A 21489-nucleotide genomic window follows, 5' to 3' on the forward strand; every position below is an offset into this window, starting at 1 on the left:
CCGTGGGGCTGTTGCGTGGCTCGGTGGAGGGCTTCCGGCAGCACCACGTGGTTTCCGTCAACGCTCAGCGGGCTCGTAGTGCTTCCAGGCGCTCGGCGACTTCCTGGGGCTCCGCGCCGAGGTCGAACCTGCCCAACAGGAGCAGCCCGCCCGCCAGGTCCCGCTCGGGGACCTCGATCTCCAGCACCGGCACGGTGCGGCCGAACCGGTGGCTGGTGGTGACTCGCCAGGACACCAGCTCCCACCGCCAGTGGTGCCTTCCGCCGAGGGTGCGCACCGCGATCCCCTCCGGATCGGCGCGCAGCCTCGGGCGCAGGTAGCTCAGCGCTCCCGCCGCCGTCACGGCCACCAGCAGGGCCGCGCCCGAGAAGGCGCGGTCGACGCTGCCCTCGGTGAGCGGCACGACGGGTACCAGGCCCGTCGCCACCACCCAGCAGAGCACGAGCAGCCCCACGGGGGTGGACCAGGCGTGAGCCTGTTCCGGGGCGGGTTCGCCCGAGTCGTCATCGCAGGTCAATGGGCATCCGAATGAAGTTGTCCACAGGAGTTGTCCACATGGGGATGACTTACATTCGTGTTATTCGCCGTTCGACCCGGGCGTCCGTCACCGCCATTTCATGGTCATCAGCAACCCGATGATCATGAATCCGAAGCCGACGGCGAAGTTCCACGGCCCGAGATCGGCCATGAACGGGATCTTGGGACCCGCCAGGTAGTTGACCACCAGCCACAGCAGCCCCAGCAGCATCATGCCGAGCATCACGCCGACATAGATCGGGTGCGACGGTCCGGCCGACTTCGCCTTCACCGGTGTACGGCGATCGACTGGCGGGGGGGATGAGGTCTTCTTGCGGACCTTTGACTTGGGCATGGTGTCCTCGCCAGGTGGTTCGGCCGCCCCGACCGCGCCGCTCGCTCGGTGGGACGGACCTTCCTCGACACGTTTCACACGTCGCGCAGCGAGGTGTTCCGCACGTCCGCGGCGGCCCGACGGCACCGCCGTGCCACCCACCGACGAACGAACCGCCCCACGGCGACCCGTTTCCACCCACACGTTAACGCAATGTCCCGATTTTCCGAACAACCCGTATGCTGCTGTCGATATCCCTCGATCGAGTTCGAGGAGGGCGTCATGGTGAGTGTAGACACGTCGCCGCAGGCCCCACCGCCGCGTGGGCGGTCCGGGCGCTGGCGCCCGCTGCTGCGCGGACTCGGTGAGGCCCTCATCACCCTGGGGCTGGTCGTCCTGCTCTTCGTGTTCTACGAGGTCCAGGTGACCAGTTGGTTCTCGGCGCGCCAACAGGCCGATGCCACCGAGCGGCTGCGGGGGCAGTGGCGGGAGGTCTCCCCGGACGAGCAGGCACCGCCCCCCGTGCCGGGGCGCGGGTTCGCCCGGCTCCACATCCCGAGCCTCGGCCCGGACTTCCCGTTCACCGTGCTGGAGGGAACGGACCAGGACACGCTGGCTGCGGGGCCCGGGCACTACGGCGGGACGGCCCTGCCCGGGCAGCGGGGGAACTTCGCCCTGGCGGGGCACCGCTCGGGACGCATGGCCCCGTTCGGCGACCTCGACCGGCTCGGCTCCTGCGACGCGGTGGTCGTCGAAACGGCCACCGACTGGTACGTCTACCGCGTGCTCCCGCTGCGGGGCGAGGCGGCCGACTGGGACCCGGAAACGGCCCCGGAGCGCTGCGCCGGAGTCGCCCCGATCGGTGGCCCCTACCGCGACGTCTTCGGCAGGACGATAGTCGAGCCCGAACGTCGCGAGGTCATCGATCCCGTGCCGGGGGTGCCGCGCGGCACCGTTCCCGAGCAGTGGCGCAGCAGGCTGATCACGCTGACCACCTGCCATCCGCGCTTCTCGGCCGAGAAGCGGATGATCGTGCACGGGGTGCTGACCAAGCGCTATCCGAAGGTGGCCGAGCGACCGGACCTCCGGCCACCCGAGTTGGGCGGTTGAGAACCGAGGGACGAGAGCGGGGGCGCGGCATGTACGCGTGGATCTGGCGGCACCTACCCGGGCCGGTGGCGGTGAAGGCGGTCACCGCCCTGGTGCTGGTGGCGGTGGTGGTGGCGCTGCTGCTGTTCGTGATCTTCCCGGCCGTCGAGCCGATGCTGCCGTTCGACGACCCCACCCTGGAATGAACCCTCGCGGGAATCAGTGGCCCCGCCACCCGTTCCGTCCCGCGTTCCCGGTGCCGAATTCACTCCCGTACCACTCCCGAACCGCTGTCGATTTCTCGCGAAATCGCCACTTTCGGGACCGCTGCCGAAACGGGACCATGCGGGTCGCAGCGCGGTTATCCCCGGTGCGTGAGTCGGATGCATCGCGAGGCCGGGCCGCTCGCCGCGTAGGTCGCTACTCACCAGCCGGCCCAACGCCGCGAGGCGCGGACTCATGTGCCGGTTACCGGCCACGTGGGCAAGCCCTGTCGCGAACACCCTAAGTGAGGTCGGCGAACCGCTCGACGTCCCTGGACCGGCCGGACACGATCAGGATGTCGCCGTGGTGCAGCACGGTTTCCTGGGTGGCGTAGGTGAACCCCTCGCCGGGGCGCTTGATGCCCACCACGGTCACACCGTACTTGCTGCGCACCTTGGTCTCGCTCAGTGGCCGCTCCACCGCCGCGGCGGGAGCTCGGGTCTTGACGATCGCGTAGTCGTCCTCGAACTGGATGTAGTCCAGCATCCGGCCGGTCACCAGGTGCGCCACGCGCTCGCCCATGTCGTGCTCGGGCAGCACCACCCGGTGCGCGCCGACGCGTTCGAGGATGCGCCCGTGCTGCCTGCTCACCGCCTTGGCCCAGATGTGGGGGATCTCGAAGTCGACGAGCAGGGAGGTGGTCAGGATGCTGGCCTCCAGGTCGTCGCCGATCGCCACCACGGCGCGCCGGAAGTCGGGTACGTCGAGCTGCCGCAGTACCTCGGGATCGGTGGTGTCGGCCACCGCCGCGTGGGTCACCGCGTCCGAGAACTGCTGGACCAGGTGTGGCCGGTTGTCCAGCGCCAGCACCTCGGAGCCGCGTTCGACGAGCTCCACCGCGAGTGAACCGCCGAAGCGGCCCAGTCCGATCACCACTACGCGGGACGGGCGTGAGCTGTGGGTCTGCCTAGCCAACGATCGGTCTCTCCTCGGGCAAGTCGTAACGGCGGCCACGCTCCCGCAGCGCCAGAGCGGAGGCCATGGTGATCGGGCCCAGCCTGCCGGTGAACATCAGCACCACCAGCACCAGCTCACCCAGACGCGGTAGCTGCTCGGTGATGCCGGTGGAGAGGCCGACGGTGCCGAAGGCCGAGATCGACTCGAACAGGGCCGCGTCCAGTTTGAAGGGGGTGAGCACGAGCAGCAGCAGCGTCGCGGTGAACACCATGCCCACGCCCACCAGCACCACGGTCAGCGCCTGGCGCTGTACCCCCACCGGCAGTTTGCGTCCCAGCACGTGCACCTGCGACTCGCCGCGCACTTCGGCGAGTATCACGAACGCCAGCAGCGCGAAGGTGGTGACCTTGATACCGCCCGCCGTGCCCGCGCTGCCGCCACCCACGAACATGAGCACGTCGTTTACCAGCATCGTGGTCGGGTCGATCCCACCGATGTCCACGGTGGTGAAGCCCGCGGTGCGCGGGGTCACGCCGTGGAACAGCCCGACCAGCAGTTTGCCCCCGGTGCCCAGCGGCCCCAGTGTGTCCGGGTTGTTCCACTCGAAGGCGCCGAACGCCAGCACGCCGACCAGCAGCAGGGTGGTGTAGGTGCCCACCGTCACCCGCGCGTGCAGCGACCAGTGCCGCCGCTTTCCGCGCAGTCTGCGGCCGATCTCGAACAGCACCGGGAAGCCCACGCCGCCCACGATGACGGCCAGCACCACGGGCAGGCACACCAGCGGATCGGTGGCGTAGCGCTGCAGGCTGTCGGGGTAGAGCGCGAACCCGGCGTTGTTGAACGCCGACACGGCGTGGAACACCCCGAAGTAGGCGCCGTGCCCCCAGGACTGCCCGTAGCCGAGCACGAACCGGAGGGTCAGGGCCAGGGCTGTGAGTGCCTCGATCACGAGACTCAGCGCGATCACGCCCGCGATCACCGATCGGACGGCACCCAGGTCGATGCTCTTCGTCTCGGCCTGGGCCCTGCGCCGCATCCGCAGCCCCAGCCTGCGCACCACCAGCATGCCCAGCAGCGAGGCCAGGGTCATGATGCCGAGACCGCCCACCTGGATGAGGCCGAGGATGACCACCTCGCCGAAGGTGGACCAGTGCCCGGCGGTGTCCACCACCACCAGGCCGGTCACGCACACCGCCGAGGTGGAGGTGAACAGCGCGGTCACCCAGTTCGTGGCGGTGCCGTGCTGCGCCGAGACCGGCAGCATCAGCAGCACGGTCCCCACGAGCACGGTCAACGCGAACCCGACCACCACCATCCTGGCGGGGTGGTTGGCACGCGTGAACCGGCGCAGCAGCCCCGCCGAGTGCCGCACCACGGCGCTCGGTACTCGGCTCGGTCTCGTACTGCTCGTCACGGCGCCACCACCGCTCTCGGCGCGGACGACGGGCTGGGTGTGTCCACGAGACGCGCACGCTATCGCATCGTCGCCGCACTGTACGCGCGCCCCGCCGGGTATTCGCAGTACAGCGGCGAGATTCGCGAGGTTCGAGCGGTTCGGGTGATTCGGGTGACACGTTCCGGCAGGACCGCTCGCGGGGCTCGTCGAGCGGGGACCGGGCGAAGTAGGCTGACCGCGTGCGGGTTCTGGTGGTCGACAACTACGACAGCTTCGTCTACAACCTCGTGCAGTACCTCGCCCAGCTCGGGGTGGAGTGCGTGGTTCGCCGCAACGACGTCGTGACCGACGAGGACGTCCGGTGGGCTGACGGCGTGCTGCTCAGCCCGGGTCCGGGCAAACCGGCGGAGGCCGGCTGTTCCCTGGACCTCGTCTCGGACTGCGCGCGCGGGGCGAAGCCGTTGCTGGGGGTGTGCCTGGGGCACCAGGCGCTGGGGGCGGCCCTGGGCGGCGTCGTCGAGCGGGCACCGGAGTTGCTGCACGGCAAGACCAGCGAGATCGAGCACCGGGGCGTCGGTGTGTTCGACGGACTGCCCCGGCCGCTCGTCGCGACGCGCTACCACTCGCTGACCCTGCGGCCGGACAGCGTCCCTCCGGAGCTCGACGTCACCGCGCGCACGGCGGAGGGGGTGGTGATGGGCATGCGTCACCGCGAGCTCCCGCTGGAGGGCGTGCAGTTCCATCCCGAGTCGGTGCTGACCGAGGGCGGTCACCGGATGCTGGCCAACTGGATGGATCTCGCCGGATACGCCCCGGACTGGGGTCTCGTCGAGGAGCTGGAACGCGGCATGCGCGAGGTCGCCGCGAACGCGCTGCGCTGACTCGGAGGCGCCGTACCGATCCAGGCTGCAGAGCGCGCCGCCGGATTCGCCCTTCACCGGCGGCGTGCCCCGCGGACGGGCTTGCGGGGCCGGCGCCGGGTATCGCCACATGGCCCCGGCAGAGCACGTGGAGAGCACGTGGCGCCGGGAGAGTCCGCCCCGGTGAACCGCCTCACGAGTCGTGCGCGGTCGCCGGAGCGAGTCGCCCTCCCGGCGCTTCCGGGGCGGGCGGGGCGGGCCGGATGATCAGAATCCGTCGAAGGGGTTGTCGCCTATGTCCTCGTCAGGTTGAGAACTTGGTTCCCCGGAGGGGGTGGTATCGCTCTCTTCGACACCGATGTGCAGCGTCACCTTGCCGTCACGGTCCAGTTCCGACTTCGCCGAGGGCGAGGTGGACACCACCGTGCCCTCCTTGCTCGACTCCGACACCGCCTTCTTCCGGGTGGTGATGTCGCCCTTGAAGCCCGCGTCGCGCAGTTCGGACTTGGCCTCGGACTTGTCGAGCCCGAGCACACTGGGCATCTTCATGCGCGATCCGTCCGAGACCGACAGCGTGATCTCCGATCCCTCGCGCACGTTCGACCCCCCGGAGGGGTCCTGGCCCACCACGGTTCCCTCGGGTTCGGTCGAGGGGACCTCCTCAGTCGAGACCTGGAAACCCACCGAGGTCAGGTTCTGCTTCGCCCCCTCGGCCCGAAGACCGGTCACGTCGGGTACCGACTGCTTCGGGACGGCCTTGCCTATCACGACGTTGATCACCTTGTCCTTCGACACCACGCCGGTGGCGCTCTGACGGATGATCTTTCCGACGTCGTTCGGATCGCTGACTTCCTCGCGCTGCCGGGAACCGATCTCCAGTTCCTTCTCCCGCAGCGCGGTGCTTGCCTCCTGGATCGTCATCCCCACGAGGTCGGGGACCTCCACCGAGCCGGGGCCGGTGCCTTTGTGGAGGACGATCGCCTCGTCGGGCGGGTACTTCCCCGGACCGGGGTTCTGATAGGTGATCCTGCCCTCTTGGCTGGAATCGGACTCCTTGTTGATGATCTTGTATTCCGTGAACCCGGCCTCGTCCAGCTTCTTTCTGGCCTTCTCGACCTTCATGCCGGTGAGCTTCTCCAGCTGGATCCGCTCCGGTTGCTCACTCCCACCGCCGTTGAACATCACCGCCGCCAACCCGGCCAGCACGGCGAACACCGCCACGCAGGCCGCGGTGACCAGTCCGATCGTCCACCGTTTGCGCCGTCTGCGCTCGTGATCCTCGTCGTCGCCGTCGTAGTCCGGCGGCACGGCGGCGGCCACGCGGGGCTCGTGGTCGGTGTTCACCCGGGTGGTCTCGGTCTCGCCCGCGGCCAGCTCGGTGCGCTCCTCCTCGGACATCACCAGCGGGGCCTTGGGGCGCTGGCCGGAAAGTACCCGAACGAGGTCGGTGCGCATCTCGGCGGCCGACTCGTAGCGGTTCTCGGGGTTCTTGCTCAGTGCCTTGAGGATCACCGCGTCCAGCTCGGCCGGTACCTGCCGATTGGTGTCGGAGGGCTTGCTCGGCTGTTCCCTGACGTGCTGGTAGGCCACGGCCACCGGCGAGTCGCCGGTGAACGGTGGCTCACCGCACAACAGCTCGTAGAGCACGCAGCCCGACGCGTAGACGTCGCTGCGCGCGTCCACCGTCTCCCCCCTGGCCTGTTCCGGGGAGAGGTACTGCGCCGTACCGATGACCGCCGCGGTCTGCGTGACGGCAGCCTGGCCGTCCGCGACCGCGCGCGCGATGCCGAAGTCCATCACCTTCACCGCACCGGAGTCGGTGATCATGATGTTGGCCGGTTTCACGTCGCGGTGCACGATGCCGTGCCGGTGGCTGAAGTCCAACGCGGCGGAGGCGTCGGCCATGACCTCCATCGCCCGGCGCGGTGCCAGTGGTCCCTCGGTCTTGACGATGTCGCGCAGCGTGCGGCCGTTGACGTACTCCATGACGATGTACGGCAGCGGCCCGTTCTCCGAGTCGGTCTCACCGGTGTCGTAGACGGCGACGATCGCCGGGTGGTTCAGCGCCGCCGCGTTCTGCGCCTCCCTGCGGAACCGCAACTGGAAAGTGGGGTCCCTCGCGAGGTCCGCACGCAGCACCTTCACTGCGACGTCCCGGCCGAGCCGGACGTCACGGCCACGGTGCACCTCGGACATGCCCCCGTAACCGAGGGCGTCCTCGATCTCGTAGCGGTTGGAGAGAAGTCGCGGTGAGCTCATCGCTGCGTCGTCCCGATCTGTGTCCACGAGCGTCCCATCAAGTCCTCCCGGAGCTCAGCCACGGCGGTTGCCGACCGGCTCCGGGCGCGGTGCGCGGTTCCCCCGACTTCGTGCTTGCCGGCCTCCCGGGGTCCGTCCGGACCGGGCAGGATCGCTTCGGCGCCTTCGATTCGCGGCGACAGCCCACGCTGTCGCGGTGTGTCGGTTCCCGGTGAACCGATCGCCGACTCCGCTACCGGGTGCGGAACCGATGAGAGCCGTCCCTCAGGATGCCGCACCGAATCGTCGTTGAACGCCCCCGGAGAGGCGAAATCGGCCAATCTCACACGACCGCTGGTGTCCGGTCGGGCACTTCTCGTGAATTCCCGGGGGGTCGCTGTCGCCGGAGCGTACGTCTCCGAGGGGGCCGCGAGGTCGTACATCCGGAGCAGCGCGAAACCACTGGCGATCAGTATCAGCACCACGACGACGCCGAGCACCACCCACAGCGCGATCCAGCGCCCGGTGACGCGTCGCGCCGCGGGGTGGCCCGGCGTGTTGGTCCCGCCGCCGACAGTGCCGGGGGGTGGTGCTGACTGCGGCGGGATGACACCGGGCGGCACGGTGTTGCCCCGCTGGTGCGCGCCCGAGGCCAACGGGACACCGGTGGGGGGACCGGGCGGTTGGGCACCGGAGTATGTCGCTGGTGCGGCGTGTTGCTGCCCCGCGAGAGGATGCTGGTTCCCGGTCGGGGGCTGCTGCGGGGGCGGTGACTGCGGCTGCGGCGGGACGGGGGGCTGCTGTCCCGTGTGGTGCGCTCCCGGAGCCGGATGCTGTCCCCGCACCGGAGCGTGGGTGACGGTGTGGGACGGGGCGCCCGGTGGTGGCTGCTGGGGCACCGCCAGCGCCACCGGGGTCGGCAGAGGTCTGCCCGCCCGCACGCTGGCCACCGCGTTCGCGAACTCCCCGCCGTCGGAGTAGCGCCTGCGCGGATCCTTCACCAGCGTCGCCTCGATCAGTGCCCGCGCTCCCGGCGGAACGTCCGGCGGCAGCGGCTGGGCCATGTCGCGGATGTGCATCATGGCGACGGTCACCGCGTTGTCGGAGAGGAAGGGGCGGTGGCCACGCAGGCACTCGTACCCGACCACCGCCAGCGAGTAGACGTCGCTGGCGGGGATGGCCTCGCCCCCCAGCGCCTGCTCGGGCGAGATGTAGTGCGCGGTTCCCATCACCATCCCCGAACGGGTCACCGGTGCCGCGTCGGCCGCCTTGGCGATGCCGAAGTCGGTCAGCTTGACGGTGCCGTTCGGCGTGACCAGGATGTTGCCCGGTTTGACGTCGCGGTGCACCAGGCCGCGCTCGTGGGCGGCGTGCAGCGCGTTGCCCGCCTGTTCGAGCATCTCCAGGGTGTGCTCGGCGGTGATGCGCCCCTCCCTGGCGAGGATGGCGGCGAGGGGTTCACCCTCGACGTGCTCCATCACCAGGTAGGCGGTGTCCTCCGGCCCGTCCGGGACGGCGGCCGTCTCGCCGTAGTCGTGCACCGCGGCGATTCCGGGGTGGTTCAACGAGGCCGTGGTGCGTGCCTCGGTGCGGAAGCGGTGCAGGAACTCGGCGTCGCCGCACAGCTCGGGCTTGAGGATCTTGACCGCGACCGTGCGGTCCAGGCGCACGTCCACGGCCTGCCACACCTCGCCCATGCCACCGACGGCTATGCGGGTGGCGAGCCGGTAGCGCTCGGCGAGCGTTTGGCCGGAGTTGGGCACCCGTCAGCCACCCCCCTGAAGCCCGGCGCGGATCACGGCCCGCGCCACCGGTGCGGCGATCTTACTGCCGGTCGCGCTGGCACCCACGTTGCCGCCGTCCTCCACGACGGCGGCGACCGCGATCTGGGGGTCCTCGGCGGGTGCGAACGCCACGTACCAGCCGTGCGGATTCTTGCCCTCGCCGTGCTCGGCGGTGCCGGTCTTGGAGGCGATCTGCACACCGCTGATCTTGCCCTCGTCACCGGCGTACTGCTCGGCCTTGACCATCATGTCCCTGATGGTGTGCGCGATCTCGGGCGAGACCGCCCTGCCCAGCTCCTCGGAGTCGGTGCTGTCGAGCACCGACATGTCGGGGGCCAGGGTCTTGTCCACCAGGTGCGGCTTCATCACCTCGCCGTCGTTGGCGATCGCGGCGGCCACCATGGCGTTCTGCATCGGGGTCATGCGGACGTTGAACTGCCCGATTCCGCTCTGGTAGAGCTGCGCCTGGTTCTCGATGTCGCCCACCGAGGAGGGCGTCACGCGCATCGGGACGTCGAGTTCCTGCCCGAATCCGAAGCTCCGCGCGGTTTCCCGCAGCTTCTTCTCGCCGACGTCACCGGCGATCTCCGCGAAAGCGGTGTTGCAGGAACGCGCCATCGCCTCCCACAGCGGAGCCGTGGGCAGCGTCCCGCACGTGGAACCGCCGTAGTTCGGCAGCTGGGTGTCCACCTTCGGCAGCTTGATGGAGGACTTCGCGGTCACTTCGCTGTCGTAGTCGTACTCGCCGCTCTCCAGCGCCGCGGCGGCGGTGATCAGCTTGAACGTGGAGCCCGGCGGGTACAGCGTCGAGGTGGCCCGGTTGACCAGGGGGTCGTCGGGCGCTTCGCGGAGCTCGTTCCACGCCTGCTGCTGTTCGTCCGAGGAGAGCACGGCCAACCGGTTGGGGTCGTAGGACGGCGAGTTGGCCATCGCCAGGATCGAACCGTCCTGCGGGTTCAGCGCGACCACGGAACCGCGCACGCCGCTGCCCGCGAGCTGGTCGTAGGCGGCCTGCTGCATCGCCGGGTTCAGGGTCAGCTCCACGTTGCCGCCCTGCTTTTCCTGCCCGGTGAGCATGCTCTGCAGGCGATTCAGCGCCAACGAGTCCGAGGTGCCGCTGAGCACCTCGTTCTCGGCGTTCTCGACCCCGCCGGTCCCGTAGACGAACGAGAAGTAACCGGTGGCCGGTGCGAATGCCGGGCCGTCGGCGTACTCGCGCTTGTACTTGAACCGTTCGTTGCCGGTGGGCTCGGAGCTGGCCAGCAGCTTGCCGTCGGCGATGATCTGGCCGCGCGGGGTGGAGTACTGCTGGTACAGCGTCCGGCTGTTGCCGGAGTGGTTGCGCAACGCATCGGCCCTGATGACCTGCACATACGTCGCGTTGGCCAGCAGCAGCACGATCATCGCCATCATGGCTACGGCCACTCGTCGTAGTGGCTTGTTCATCGTGGACGCTCCACCAGCTCGGTATGTGCTTCGGCGATCGGGGGTTGTCGCGGTTGCGGTTTGCTCGGTTGCTGCGGTCGTCTGGAGGCGTCCGATATTCGCAGCAGCAGCCCCACCAGCACGTAGTTGCCCACCAGTGAGGAGCCGCCCGCGGCGAGGAACGGCGTTGTCAGCCCCGTCAGCGGGATCAGGCCGGTCACACCGCCCGCGACGACGAAGACCTGCAGTGACATCGCGAAGGCCAACCCGCCGGCGAGCAGTTTGCCGAAGGAGTCACGCACGGCCAGCGCCGCACGCAGGCCCCGTGCGGTCAGCAGCAGGTACACCAGCAGCAGCGCCGCGAGGCCGAGCAACCCCAGTTCCTCGGCCGCCGCGGCGAGGATGAAGTCGTTCTCGGCGTAGGGCACGATCGACGGACGTCCGCCGCCGAGGCCGGAACCGCCGATGCCGCCGGTGGCCATGCCGAACAGCCCCTTGCGCAGCTGGTAACCGGCGTCGCTGGTCATCGGGTTCAACCACGCGTCGACACGTTGCTGCACGTGGCCGAACAGCGAGTAGGCCGCCAGACAGCCCGCCGCGAACAGCGAGAGGCCGATCGCGATCCACACGGCGCGTTCGGTGGCGATGTAGATCATCACCAGCACGATGCCGAAGAACAGCAACGAGGTGCCCAGGTCGCGCTCCAGCACCACGATCCCGATCGAGGCGGCCCACGCGACCAGTACGGGAGCCAGATCCCGTGCGCGGGGGAAATCGATGCCGAGGAACCGGCGCCCCGCCGTGGTGAACAGTTCCCGCTTCGAGACGAGGAAGGAGGCGAAGAAGACCAGCAGCAGGATCTTGGCCAGCTCGGCGGGCTGGAACGACAGCGGCCCGAGCTTGATCCACAGTTTGGCGCCGTTGATGTTCGGGGCGATCACGCTGGGCAGCACGGCGGGCAGTGCCAGCGCCACGAGGCCCACCAGGCCGCAGGTGTAGCTGTACTTGGCCAGGGTGCGGTGGTCCTTGACCAGCAGCAGCACCAGCGTCAGCAGCACCAGACCGAGCGCGGTGTAGAGCACCTGCGAGGGGGCGGCGGGGCTGAAGGCGTCGCCGCTGCGTTCGGCCTCGGCCGCGTTGCCGATGTCTATCCGATGGATCAGCACCAGCCCGAGTCCGTTCAGAACCGCGACCAGCGGCAGGATCAGCGGGTCGGCGTAGGGGGCCCAGCGCCGTACGGCGAGGTGCGCCAGTCCGAACAACGCGAGGAACGCGAGCCCGTAGTAGAGGATCTGGTTCGTGGGCTGGGACTCCAGGTTGAGGTTCACGAGCGTCAGCGCGCAGGTCACGACCACGGCGGCGAAACCGAGCAGCACCAGTTCGGTGCCGCGTCGGGTCGGAGTGGTCGGTGTCGCGGCGCCTCCCGTCGTGCCCGTGCCCGGGGCCTCGCGGTTCTCCGGGTTGGTCGAGGTGGCTGCCATCAACTCACCGTCCGGCAGTCGACACCCGGTGTTCGCTCGGGGGAGGTCAGCGGTGTGCCCTCGTTCGAGGACTCGGAGGGCTGTTCGCTCTGGTTCGCGGCCGGCTGCTCGGTGGCGGAGCCGGGGGCGTCGGGAGCCGACTCACCGTTGTCGGGGGGCTGTTGGCCCTCGCCGTTCCGCTCGTCGGAGTTCTGGTTCCCGGAGCCGTTGTCGCCGGAGCCGCCCTCGTTCGCGGCCTGGTCGTCCCCGGACTTCCCCCCGCCGTCGCCGCAGATGGGCAGCAGTCCGCTCAGACGCAACCGGTGGATCGTCTCACGGGCCTCGTCCAGGTTCTTGACCTGCGTTATTCCGTCGCGAACGTTGGCTCGCTGGGCCTCCTTGAGGTCACTCACCCCGATCGGTTCGCACCCCTCGGCCGCGCTGGGAGGGCAGGACAGCTCCAACTGCCGGTGCATGCTCACACCCAGCACGCTGCCCTGCACTCCCTGGAAGATCGCGACCTTGTCGGAGTCGTTCACCCCGATGTAGTACTGGTTGTACAGCCACCAACGTCCCGCGAAGACGAGTCCGGCCATCACCGCGAGCACGCCGAAGCTGAGGAGCACGCCCCGTAACCAGCGCCTGCGGCGCGGTGGGTCCGGTGGTGGGGTGGTGTGCTCCTGCTGTCTCGGTGGGGGTTGCGTGCGGGTGGCCGCTGACGCGCGGGCCGCGGCCGAATCGGGCTGCGGACGGGTCTCCTGGTCGTCGAACCCGGCCGCTCCGGCGACTATCGGCGCGTCGTCGCCGAATTCCACGTCGACGACGTCGGCGACGATCACGGTCACGTTGTCCGGGCCGCCGCCCTTGAGCGCGAGTTCGATCAGCCGGTCGGCGGACTGCTGGGGATCGCTCGTCCCGAGCGCCTCGGCTATCGTCTCCTCGCTGACCACACTGGACAGGCCGTCGGAGCACAGCAGGTAGCGATCGCCCGCCCTGGCCTCCCGTACCGCGAGGCTGGGTTCCACCTCGTGGCCGGTCAGCGCGCGCAGCAGCAGGGAGCGCTGCGGGTGGCTGGCGGCCTCCTCCTCGGTGATCCTGCCCTCGTCGATCAACGACTGCACGAAGGTGTCGTCGTGCGTGATCTGGGAGAGCTCACCGTTGCGCACCTGGTACGCCCGGGAGTCACCGATGTGGATCAGACCGAGTTTGCTCCCCGCGAACAGCATGGCCGTCAGCGTGGTGCCCATGCCGTCCAGATCCGGATCGCTGGCGACCAGTTCCGAGATCGCGTTGTTGCCGGACAGCATCGCGTCGTGCAGGTGGCCGAGCAGGTCGTCACCGGGTTCGTCGTCGTCCAGCGCGGACAACGCCGCTATGACGACCTTGCTTGCCACCTCGCCGGCGGCATGGCCTCCCATGCCGTCCGCGAGAGCGAGAAGTCGTGGGCCGGCGTAGACCGAGTCCTGGTTGTTGGAACGGACCAGGCCACGGTCACTGCGGGCCGCGTAGTGGAGGACGAGGGTCATGAGCGCAGCTCGATCACCGTTTTGCCGATTTTGATCGGAGCTCCGAGCGGGACCTTGGTCGGTCCCGTAACCTTCGCCCGATCCAGGTATGTGCCGTTGGTGGAGCCCAAGTCTTCCACGTACCAGTCCTGGCCTCGCAGCGACAGCTTCGCGTGTCGCGTCGAAGCATAGTCGTCGTCCAGGACGAGTGTGGAATCATCGGCGCGACCGATCATTATGGGACGCCCCTCCAGTGTTATTCGGGTTCCCGACAGCGCCCCTTCGGTGACCACGAGCTGCCGTGGCGACTTCGCCTTCGGGCGTGACTGCTTGCGGGAGGCCTTGCCCGCTCCTGGAACCGACATGCGCAGTCCGGAAGCGGACTGCAGGTCGGAGCGCACCACACGCAGCGCTACGAGTACGAACAACCAGAGCAGGGCGAGAAACCCTGCTCTGGTCAGCTGAATCACCAGCTCGGACACTTGTCGGGGACGCTCCTAGTTCGCTGGTCGGCTCGTGTCGGCAGGGCCGTGATCAGCCCTGTGCCCGGAACACCAGGGACGAGTGGCCGACGCGGATGACGTCTCCGTCGGCCAGCTGCCAGGTCTGCACCGGTGTGCCGTTGACCGTGGTCCCGTTCGTCGAGCCCAGGTCGGCGAGCATCGCGGCCTGGCCGTCCCACTGGATCTCGATGTGCTTGCGCGAGACCCCGGTGTCGGGCAGCCGGAACTGGCCCTCCTGGCCCCGGCCGATCACGTTGCTGCCGTGCTGCAGCGTGTAGGAGCGGTTGGAGCCGTCGTCGAGCTGGAGGGTCGCCGTCAGTTGCCGGGGAGCCGCGTCCGGCGGGTAGCCGGCCGGAGCTCCCGGTGGCGGGGGATAGCCGGGCTGGCCGTATCCCGGGGGTTGCTGACCGTAGGCCTGGTCGTAGCCCGGGGGCTGGCCGTAGCCCTGGTCGGGGAAGCCACCGGACTGCGGGTACGCGCCACCGCCGGGCTGGCCGTAGCCGGGGGGCTGTGCGTAGGCCTGCTCGTAACCGGGGGGCTGGCCGTAGCCGGGGGGTTGTTGGCCGTAGCCCTGGTCGGGGAAGCCGCCCGATTGGGGGTAGGCGCCGCCGGGTTGGCCGTAGGCCTGGTCGTAACCGGGGGGCTGGCCGTAGGCCGGAGGCGGCGGGGGATAGCCGGGCTGGCCGTAGCCCTGGTCGGGGAAGCCACCGGACTGCGGGTACGCGCCACCGCCGGGCTGGCCGTAACCCTGGTCGTAACCGGGCTGACCGTAACCGTAGTTCGGATCCTGCCCGTACTGGCCCTGGTCGTAGCCGTACTGCCCCTGCTGGCCGTACGGATCCCCCTGGGGATATTGGCCTGGTGGCTGGCTCATGGGTCGGTCTCCTGCGGTACGAGGTGTTGCCGGCCGTCGGCTTACGTCGGGGTCGACGGACGAGCTGATTCGAAACTGTCCCGTGTGCAGCGTCTCAGAGCGCTCCAGGGAGACTACGACGTCACCATATGTGTCCCACCGCTGCTCGGTGAGATGCTCCTGAACGCAGTCGGCGAGAAGGTCGGTGACCCGATTCTCGTCCTCCATGAGTCGGTCGTAATCGGTGGGGCTCAGCTGCACGACGTAGTGGTTGCACGCCAGCAACCTGCCGCCCGCCAGCTCGCGGACCTGCAACTCGGCTTCCCGTTGCAGTGACTGCGCGACCTCCTGGGGAACGACCTTGCCGCCGAACACCCGCGCGAAGCTGTTGCCGACTATGCCTTCGAGCCTGCGCTCGAAGCGCTGCACGAGGCCCACGGCAATCCCCTCCATACTCTCGACTCCTGCTTACCATCGTATCTGGCGCGACGAGCCGTTACAGCTACTAGTTCCACCGCGGGGCGGGGCCCGGGGGAGTCCGGGGAAACGGTTGTGCTAGCCTGACTTCACCGGATGCGGAACATGATCCGAGAACCGATTGTACCGATCCGTTACGAGCGGTGCGGCGATTCGGAGCATGACCCCCCATCGAGGGGACGGAATCCGGATGTTGTACGGTGAGGACACAACAGAAGAAAAGCCCACGGGCGGGTGGCGGAATAGGTAGACGCGCACGGTTCAGGTCCGTGTGTCCGAAAGGACGTGGGGGTTCAACTCCCCCCTCGCCCACCGAGGGGCCGACGGCACAATGGGTGTCGGGTGACCGGCACGATGGTTCGTCGAGCTCGGACGTGTTGATCGGGGAGAGCTTCGCTGGAGGCGGGGTTCTCCCCGATTTTTTGTGTGTTCTGGTCTTGTAGGGGTTCGTCGGCTCGTTGCCCGTTGTGCTCGCTCGGCGGGGCCTCTCGCGGGCTTTCGCTTATGTGTGCCGGTCCGGCTTTTCGCGCCGTGGTGGAGTGTTTCGAGTGTCACTCCGTGGTGGGGTTCTCGGCCTGTTTCCGGCTGGTGTGCAGCGGTATGGGGTTCAGGGGGTGGGGGGTCCACTGTGGCAGTGGTGTGGTGGTGCGTCGGCGGGGGCGTTGGCGGCGTCGTGGTGTGGGGGTTGGGGTGGTGTGTGGCGTGGTGGGCGTGTTGTTTGCGGAGGTTGGCGGCGGTGAGTTGGATGCCGACCAGGAGGTGGGTGGCGGCGCGGCCGCGGATGCGGCGGGTGCCGTTGTGTTCGAGGTGGGTTCCGGTGGGGTCTTTGAGGTAGCCGTTGAGTCCTTCGACGCTGTTGCGCAGTGTGTAGTAGGCCCGGTGCCATTCGGGGGTTCCGTAGGGCAGTGCCTGGAGGGTGGAGGTGTAGTACCAGTTGCCTTCGATCTGCAGCGCGCCGTCGTGTTCGGCTTGGATGCCGAGTTGGTCGATCGTGTGGTCGAACAGGGGCTGGTAGCCCAGTGCGCGGGCGGGTAGTTGGAAGTGGGTGGGGTCGCTGTTGTTGTAGGCGCGGTCGGCGGCCAACAGTCCGGCGGGGCAGCCGTTGGTGCGGGCGTGGGTCAGCGCGTCGATGGCGGCTGGTCCGGGGCGGTGGCCGGGTGGTTCGAGTGTGTAGGCCAGTGCCAGCACGGGTGGGGCAGTATCGTCGCTGTCGTGTGTGTGTGGGGGGGGGGGGGGGGGGGGGGGGGGGGGGGGGGGGGGGGGAGAGAGAGAGAGAGAGAGAGACGTTGACGGCCAGGGTGACTTCGTAGCCGTAGATCGGTGTGGTCGTGCTGTGTCGCGGCGATCTGGGGTGGTCGGGTTCGTGGCCGCTGCGGGTGTACCAGCCGGCGTCGGGGTCGGCCGAGCCGGTTTTGGTGCGTGTCGAGGGGCCGCGTGCGTGGGTCCGGATCGGTGTCGCGTCGACGCAGGTTCCCGTTGCCGGGGTGGTGGTCAGGGTGTTCGTGGTTTCCGGTGTGGAACCAGGGTGTCCGCTCTTCGGTGGTGTTCTCGCGGCCGGCGGTGTCACGGTGTCATGCTGTTGCTTTCGGCGGGGCGAGCCACGACTTGGTCAGCGAGAAGCATCGCGTGCCCCCGTGCTGGGGCTTCGTCGGCGAGGAAGTCGTGCTGCCGGGTATGCGTGATCGCGAAGACATGACTGTCGTGAAGGTGAGGAAAGATCCAGCGTGAACTCCCCTGAACAGCGGATTGAGTTGTACCGGATCTCACGGTCTTGGTGATGATGGGGTCGACGATCTCACGAGTTTTTCTGTCACTGGCAGAACCATGGTCGCCCGATCTCCGGAGTGTTGTGGCGGGGTGTGTGACTTTCCTGATCACCATTCCGAGCCGCACGTGTTCGAAGAATGCTCCGATCGGGTGGTAGGTGCGGGAACGATGTTTTCCTGAGGTCTGTGTGAACGGGTGCGCCGAGGTAGCAGCGGGCTGGGGCGGTTCGTCGTTCCTCGCGCTGGTCAGCATTGACCATCGTCATTGCTCCAAACAGAACATCGTTCGGCAGACACATGGACGAACATGGTCAATAACGTTGACACAACTCATCCGTGGAAGCATCCTTATATTCGCTTACCGAGATATGTATATGTGTCCACGGGGAGCTTCGATGCAGGTTGTTTTACTCTCGACGTACGAGATTGGTCGTCAACCATTCGGGTTAGCCTCCCCGGCGGCGTGGTTGCGGCGTGCCGGTCATTCGGTGCACTGTGTGGACCTTTCGACGCAGAAACTTGAGGGGAACACGGTTCGTGAGGCGGACCTTATCGCTTGCTACGCACCGATGCACACCGCCACGAGGTTGGCGAACACGGTGATCCAGAAGCTTGTCTCCCTCAATCCCGAAGCGCACCTGTGCTTCTACGGCTTGTACGCGCCGATGAACGAGGACTACCTGCGATCGCTCGGTGTACAAACCATTCTGGGGGGTGAATTCGAGCAGGGATTGTGTGACCTCGTGGAGCGTCTGGCTCGTGATGATGCCGCTGGGCGCGATCCGACATCACAGATCGAACCCCGTGTGTCGCTGGAACGGCAAGAATTCGTCACGCCCGACCGGGGTGTCCTGCCCGCCCTGGACCACTACGCGCATTTCATCGACAGTGCTGGTCAAGCACGCACTGTCGGTTACACCGAGGCTACGCGTGGTTGTAAGCACACCTGTCGGCATTGTCCCATCGTCCCTGTGTACGGTGGTCGTTTCCGGGTGGTTCAGCAACAGGTCGTGCTCGACGACATCGACAATCTGGTCCGAACAGGGGCCGAACACATCACGTTCGGCGATCCTGATTTCCTCAACGCTCCCGGACACGCGCGCAAGCTCGTCGAAGCTTTGCATTCCCGCCATCCGGACATCACCTACGATGTGACGATCAAAGTGGAGCACCTGGTCAAGCACGCGCAATTGTTGCCCACGTTGGCCGAGACCAACTGTGCCCTGGTCACCTGTGCTGTGGAATCGTTCGACGAACACGCCCTGGAGGTACTCGACAAGCAGCACTCCCCGCAGGATTTCGAATACGCGCTGGAACAACTTCGTGCTGCTGGTATCGCACTGAATCCCACGTTCGTGGCTTTTATGCCGTATGTGTCCCTGGAGGGTTATCTCGACTTTCTCCGCACACTGCACCGACTTGATTTGGTCGGCAACGTGGCTCCTGTCCAGTATGCGATTCGCCTGTTGATCCCCCGGGGTTCGCTTCTGCTGGACCGGCCGGAGACGCAAGCGGTCATCGGCGAGTTCGACGAGGAGGCGTTGTGCTACCCGTGGACCCATCCCGACCCGCGTATGGACCAATTGCACACCGACGTGTCCGACTATGTTGAACGGGTTCAGAACTCCGAAGTGAGTCGTGCGGAGATTTTCCGGAACGTGCTGACGCTGGCGCACCGGGCGGCCGGCCTTCCGGCCCCCTCGGCAGCGGAGTTTCCCACCGACGAGCCGGATCTGGCTCCTCACGTGGACGAGCCGTGGTACTGCTGCGCCGAGCCCACGACCAATCAACTGTTGCAGCTGGAGGTCGGTGTCTGATGACCGGAACAGTGCCGGATGGGATGCGTGAGGCGATCACCGAGAACGGAACACCGGCTTACCTGTACGACTTGGCGGAGCTGCGTCGTCGTGTTCGTGTCCTTCGCACGCGGTTGCCCGGTCGCATCGGGCTGTACTATTCCCTCAAAGCCAACCCCGCCGTGGACGTGTGCGCGGTACTGGCCAGCGAAGGAATCGGCGCGGAAGTTTCCTCGGCGGGAGAATGGGCCGCGGCGCGAGCGGCGGGATTTCGGGACGAGGCCATACTGGCGACCGGTCCATATCACGAGCCCGCCGTGCTCGACGCGGCCGGAGAGTCGAAGTTTCCGCTCTCGTGCGATTCACCCGGAGAACTGCGGCGCGCGGCCGACGCGACCCGCTCGGCGCCTCTGCTGGCTCGGCTGCGGCCGACCTTTTCCTCGACCGCTGTGGTTTGCACCGACGAGACCTCTCGATTCGGCATGGACCTGCAGGAACTCACCCACACCATCGAACACGACCCGGAGCTGGCCAGCCGGATACAGGGTTTCCACGTCTTCGCCGGTTCCCAGGTCTGTGACACCGACGAGGTACTGCGTCAGCTCCGGGAGAGCTTCACCCTGTGCGCCCAGACGGCCGAACGCACCGGGATCACACCGGCTGTCCTCGACCTCGGTGGTGGCTTTGGTGTGCCCTACGGGCCGGAGGACCCCCAGCTCGATCTCGACGTGATCGCCGACGAACTCGCCACGCTGGGCGATCGCGCCGCACCGACACACATCGTGATCGAACTGGGCCGCTACATCGTCGCACCCATCGGGTGGTACGCGGTGACCGTGGTCGGTCATCAGCACCGAGCAGGACGCACAGCACTGATCGTGGACGGAGGTGTGCACCACCGCGCCGACATATGCGGTGTGGACCTCGCTCGTCGTGGACCGTCTCCCCTCGTCGTCGAGAACGGCACCGACAACCCCCACGGTCTTCCGACTGCTGGACCCGTCGACATCCTCGGATGCCTGTGCCTTCCCGAGGACGTACTCGCCGAGAACGTCCGGCTCTCGGGCACCGCGCGCGGCACTGTCGTGGCCTTTCCTCAAGCTGGCGCCTACGGGCTCTCCGCGGCTCCCCAGCGGTTTCTCAGTCACGCCCCACCCGTACAAATCGCTCTCGAGCACGGAAACCACTCGCTGCTGCGTTCCCAGCCCGACGTACCAATCTCCCCTCGGCAGTCCAGCACGCTCCACGCTCCGCTGACCTCGTCATAGTGGACGACCCATGGCAACCTGGAACGAGACCCTGTGGTTGTTCAGCGTCCTGTTCGTCGAACTGATCGCGCTTTTCCTCGTGGTCACCTTCGTCATGGAGCTGATCCAGCGTCGCTGGTTGCACCCCAGCCGTATTCAACGCTGGCTCGGTGGCCAACGCATCACGATCGGCATTGTCAAAGGTGTCGTTCTGGGGGCGGTCACACCGTTCTGCTCGGCCATCGGAGTTCCCTTTCTGCTGAGCTTGCTGCGTGTCGGCGTCCCCTTCCACACCGCCCTGGCCTTTCTGATTTCCTCCCCACTGGTCGATGCCTTCATTCTCGGCCTGATCGGCGTGCTGTTCGGATGGGAAATCGTACTCGGTTACACGATCATCGTGGTGACGGTCTGTGCGCTCGCGGCATGGTTGTTGTCGTCACTGGGGATGGAACGGTATGTCAAACCCGGCCTGTCCCAAAGCCGCGACGCCCTGCCGAACACACTCCCGGCCACTTCCACGGGGCCATCATCACCGCCCAGTGAACGGGACCGAGCCGAGCCACCACCTCCGTGCTCGCCCCCGGCCGCTGCCGCGTGTTCCGTGGAGGAAGCCGAACACGGCGAACAGGGCGACTGGTACGGATGGCCGCACGAGACCCGAGCTGCCTGGAACACGGCACTGTCCAGTCTGCGTGACGTGTTCTGGCGCATGCTGATCGGCATCGGCCTCGGGGCGATCATCTACGGTCTTGTGCCCCAACAGGCGATGACCGGGGTGATGCAGCACCTGCCCACCGCGTTGGCCGTGCCGCTGGCCGCGGTGGCGGGAATACCGCTGTACATGCGTGAAGAAGCCGCATTGCCCATCGGCTACGCGCTGATCCAGTCAGGGGTCGGCGTCGGATTGGTGTTCGCCATGGTGATCGGTGCAGCAGGAGCCTCGCTGCCCGAACTGTCCATGCTCTCCAGCGTATTTCGCCGCCCACTGCTGCTCGCATTCGTGGGGTCGGTCTTCGCCGTCGCGATGGTCGGCGGCTGGCTGATCCCCCTGTTCGTGCCCTCGTGACCGGACACGTCAC

The 21489-nt window shown here is 67.7% G+C and carries 17 protein-coding genes and 1 tRNA gene; 7 read left to right on the forward strand and 11 right to left on the reverse strand.

Features of this window, described 5'->3' with window-relative positions; translation table 11 throughout:
* Window positions 1-64: 64 nt before the first annotated feature.
* Together BLQ75_RS13925 and crgA are read right to left on the reverse strand one after the other, a co-directional pair.
* Window positions 65-517: a PH domain-containing protein gene (locus BLQ75_RS13925; protein WP_170837485.1), complete on the reverse strand. Its 453-nt coding sequence runs from the start codon at window positions 515-517 to the stop codon at window positions 65-67.
* 87 nt (window positions 518-604) lie between these two features.
* Complete coding sequence (gene crgA, locus BLQ75_RS13930) at window positions 605-871, reverse strand: cell division protein CrgA (RefSeq protein ID WP_043571091.1); 267 nt, start codon at window positions 869-871, stop codon at window positions 605-607.
* 264 nt (window positions 872-1135) lie between these two features.
* Here crgA and BLQ75_RS13935 point away from each other — a divergent pair, with 264 nt between their 5' ends.
* Window positions 1136-1960, forward strand: coding sequence for a class E sortase (locus BLQ75_RS13935; RefSeq protein WP_244515527.1), 825 nt, complete (start codon window positions 1136-1138; stop codon window positions 1958-1960).
* A 29-nt stretch (window positions 1961-1989) separates the two neighbouring features.
* Window positions 1990-2145, forward strand: a complete 156-nt coding sequence (locus tag BLQ75_RS23490) for a hypothetical protein (RefSeq protein WP_092602365.1) — start codon at window positions 1990-1992, stop codon at window positions 2143-2145.
* A gap of 298 nt (window positions 2146-2443) precedes the next feature.
* Here the strand turns inward: BLQ75_RS23490 and BLQ75_RS13945 are convergent, their stop codons facing one another.
* Window positions 2444-3118 (reverse strand): potassium channel family protein, encoded by a 675-nt coding sequence (locus tag BLQ75_RS13945; RefSeq protein ID WP_170837486.1) that lies wholly within the window; start codon window positions 3116-3118, stop codon window positions 2444-2446.
* A complete protein-coding gene (locus BLQ75_RS13950; RefSeq protein ID WP_092602481.1) occupies window positions 3111-4415 on the reverse strand; it encodes a TrkH family potassium uptake protein in 1305 nt (434 codons plus the stop codon). Before BLQ75_RS13950 ends, BLQ75_RS13945 begins: the two co-directional genes overlap by 8 nt.
* 320 nt (window positions 4416-4735) lie before the next feature.
* On the opposite strand from BLQ75_RS13950, the gene BLQ75_RS13955 reads away from it, so the two are divergent.
* Window positions 4736-5377 (forward strand): aminodeoxychorismate/anthranilate synthase component II, encoded by a 642-nt coding sequence (locus BLQ75_RS13955; RefSeq protein ID WP_092602367.1) that lies wholly within the window; start codon window positions 4736-4738, stop codon window positions 5375-5377.
* 246 nt (window positions 5378-5623) lie between these two features.
* Here BLQ75_RS13955 and pknB read toward each other — a convergent pair whose 3' ends face one another.
* From pknB to BLQ75_RS13990, 7 genes are read right to left on the reverse strand one after another with little or no spacing between them, the layout of a single operon-like run.
* On the reverse strand, window positions 5624-7615 hold the full coding sequence (gene pknB, locus BLQ75_RS13960) for a Stk1 family PASTA domain-containing Ser/Thr kinase (RefSeq protein ID WP_092602369.1): 1992 nt from the start codon (window positions 7613-7615) through the stop codon (window positions 5624-5626).
* Window positions 7612-9357: a serine/threonine-protein kinase gene (locus BLQ75_RS24500; protein WP_092602371.1), complete on the reverse strand. Its 1746-nt coding sequence runs from the start codon at window positions 9355-9357 to the stop codon at window positions 7612-7614. Before BLQ75_RS24500 ends, pknB begins: the two co-directional genes overlap by 4 nt.
* A gap of 3 nt (window positions 9358-9360) precedes the next feature.
* The gene (locus tag BLQ75_RS13970) at window positions 9361-10824 is read right to left on the reverse strand and encodes a peptidoglycan D,D-transpeptidase FtsI family protein (protein ID WP_092602373.1); all 1464 of its coding nucleotides are present in this window, start codon (window positions 10822-10824) and stop codon (window positions 9361-9363) included.
* Window positions 10821-12284: an FtsW/RodA/SpoVE family cell cycle protein gene (locus BLQ75_RS13975; RefSeq protein ID WP_092602375.1), complete on the reverse strand. Its 1464-nt coding sequence runs from the start codon at window positions 12282-12284 to the stop codon at window positions 10821-10823. Before BLQ75_RS13975 ends, BLQ75_RS13970 begins: the two co-directional genes overlap by 4 nt.
* Window positions 12284-13789 (reverse strand): PP2C family protein-serine/threonine phosphatase, encoded by a 1506-nt coding sequence (locus BLQ75_RS13980; protein WP_092602377.1) that lies wholly within the window; start codon window positions 13787-13789, stop codon window positions 12284-12286. The genes BLQ75_RS13975 and BLQ75_RS13980 overlap by 1 nt, the downstream gene beginning before the upstream one ends.
* The gene (locus tag BLQ75_RS13985; RefSeq protein ID WP_092602379.1) at window positions 13786-14250 is read right to left on the reverse strand and encodes an FHA domain-containing protein FhaB/FipA; all 465 of its coding nucleotides are present in this window, start codon (window positions 14248-14250) and stop codon (window positions 13786-13788) included. Before BLQ75_RS13985 ends, BLQ75_RS13980 begins: the two co-directional genes overlap by 4 nt.
* A gap of 52 nt (window positions 14251-14302) precedes the next feature.
* On the reverse strand, window positions 14303-15562 hold the full coding sequence (locus BLQ75_RS13990) for a DUF3662 and FHA domain-containing protein (protein WP_092602381.1): 1260 nt from the start codon (window positions 15560-15562) through the stop codon (window positions 14303-14305).
* Between the two features lie 267 nt (window positions 15563-15829).
* Between BLQ75_RS13990 and BLQ75_RS13995 the strand changes: the two genes are divergently transcribed.
* The 4 genes from BLQ75_RS13995 (at window position 15830) to BLQ75_RS14015 (ending at window position 21476) form a co-directional block, all read left to right on the forward strand.
* Window positions 15830-15913: transfer RNA gene (locus BLQ75_RS13995), tRNA-Leu, on the forward strand.
* A gap of 1849 nt (window positions 15914-17762) precedes the next feature.
* Window positions 17763-19184, forward strand: coding sequence for a CUAEP/CCAEP-tail radical SAM (seleno)protein (locus BLQ75_RS14005; protein WP_244515529.1), 1422 nt, complete (start codon window positions 17763-17765; stop codon window positions 19182-19184).
* Complete coding sequence (locus tag BLQ75_RS14010; RefSeq protein ID WP_092602387.1) at window positions 19184-20431, forward strand: type III PLP-dependent enzyme domain-containing protein; 1248 nt, start codon at window positions 19184-19186, stop codon at window positions 20429-20431. The genes BLQ75_RS14005 and BLQ75_RS14010 overlap by 1 nt, the downstream gene beginning before the upstream one ends.
* A gap of 10 nt (window positions 20432-20441) precedes the next feature.
* On the forward strand, window positions 20442-21476 hold the full coding sequence (locus BLQ75_RS14015; protein WP_092602389.1) for a permease: 1035 nt from the start codon (window positions 20442-20444) through the stop codon (window positions 21474-21476).
* Window positions 21477-21489: the final 13 nt, after the last annotated feature.

Source organism: Actinopolyspora xinjiangensis (assembly GCF_900104475.1).
In the GTDB taxonomy this organism is placed as follows: Bacteria; Actinomycetota; Actinomycetes; order Mycobacteriales; family Pseudonocardiaceae; genus Actinopolyspora; species Actinopolyspora xinjiangensis.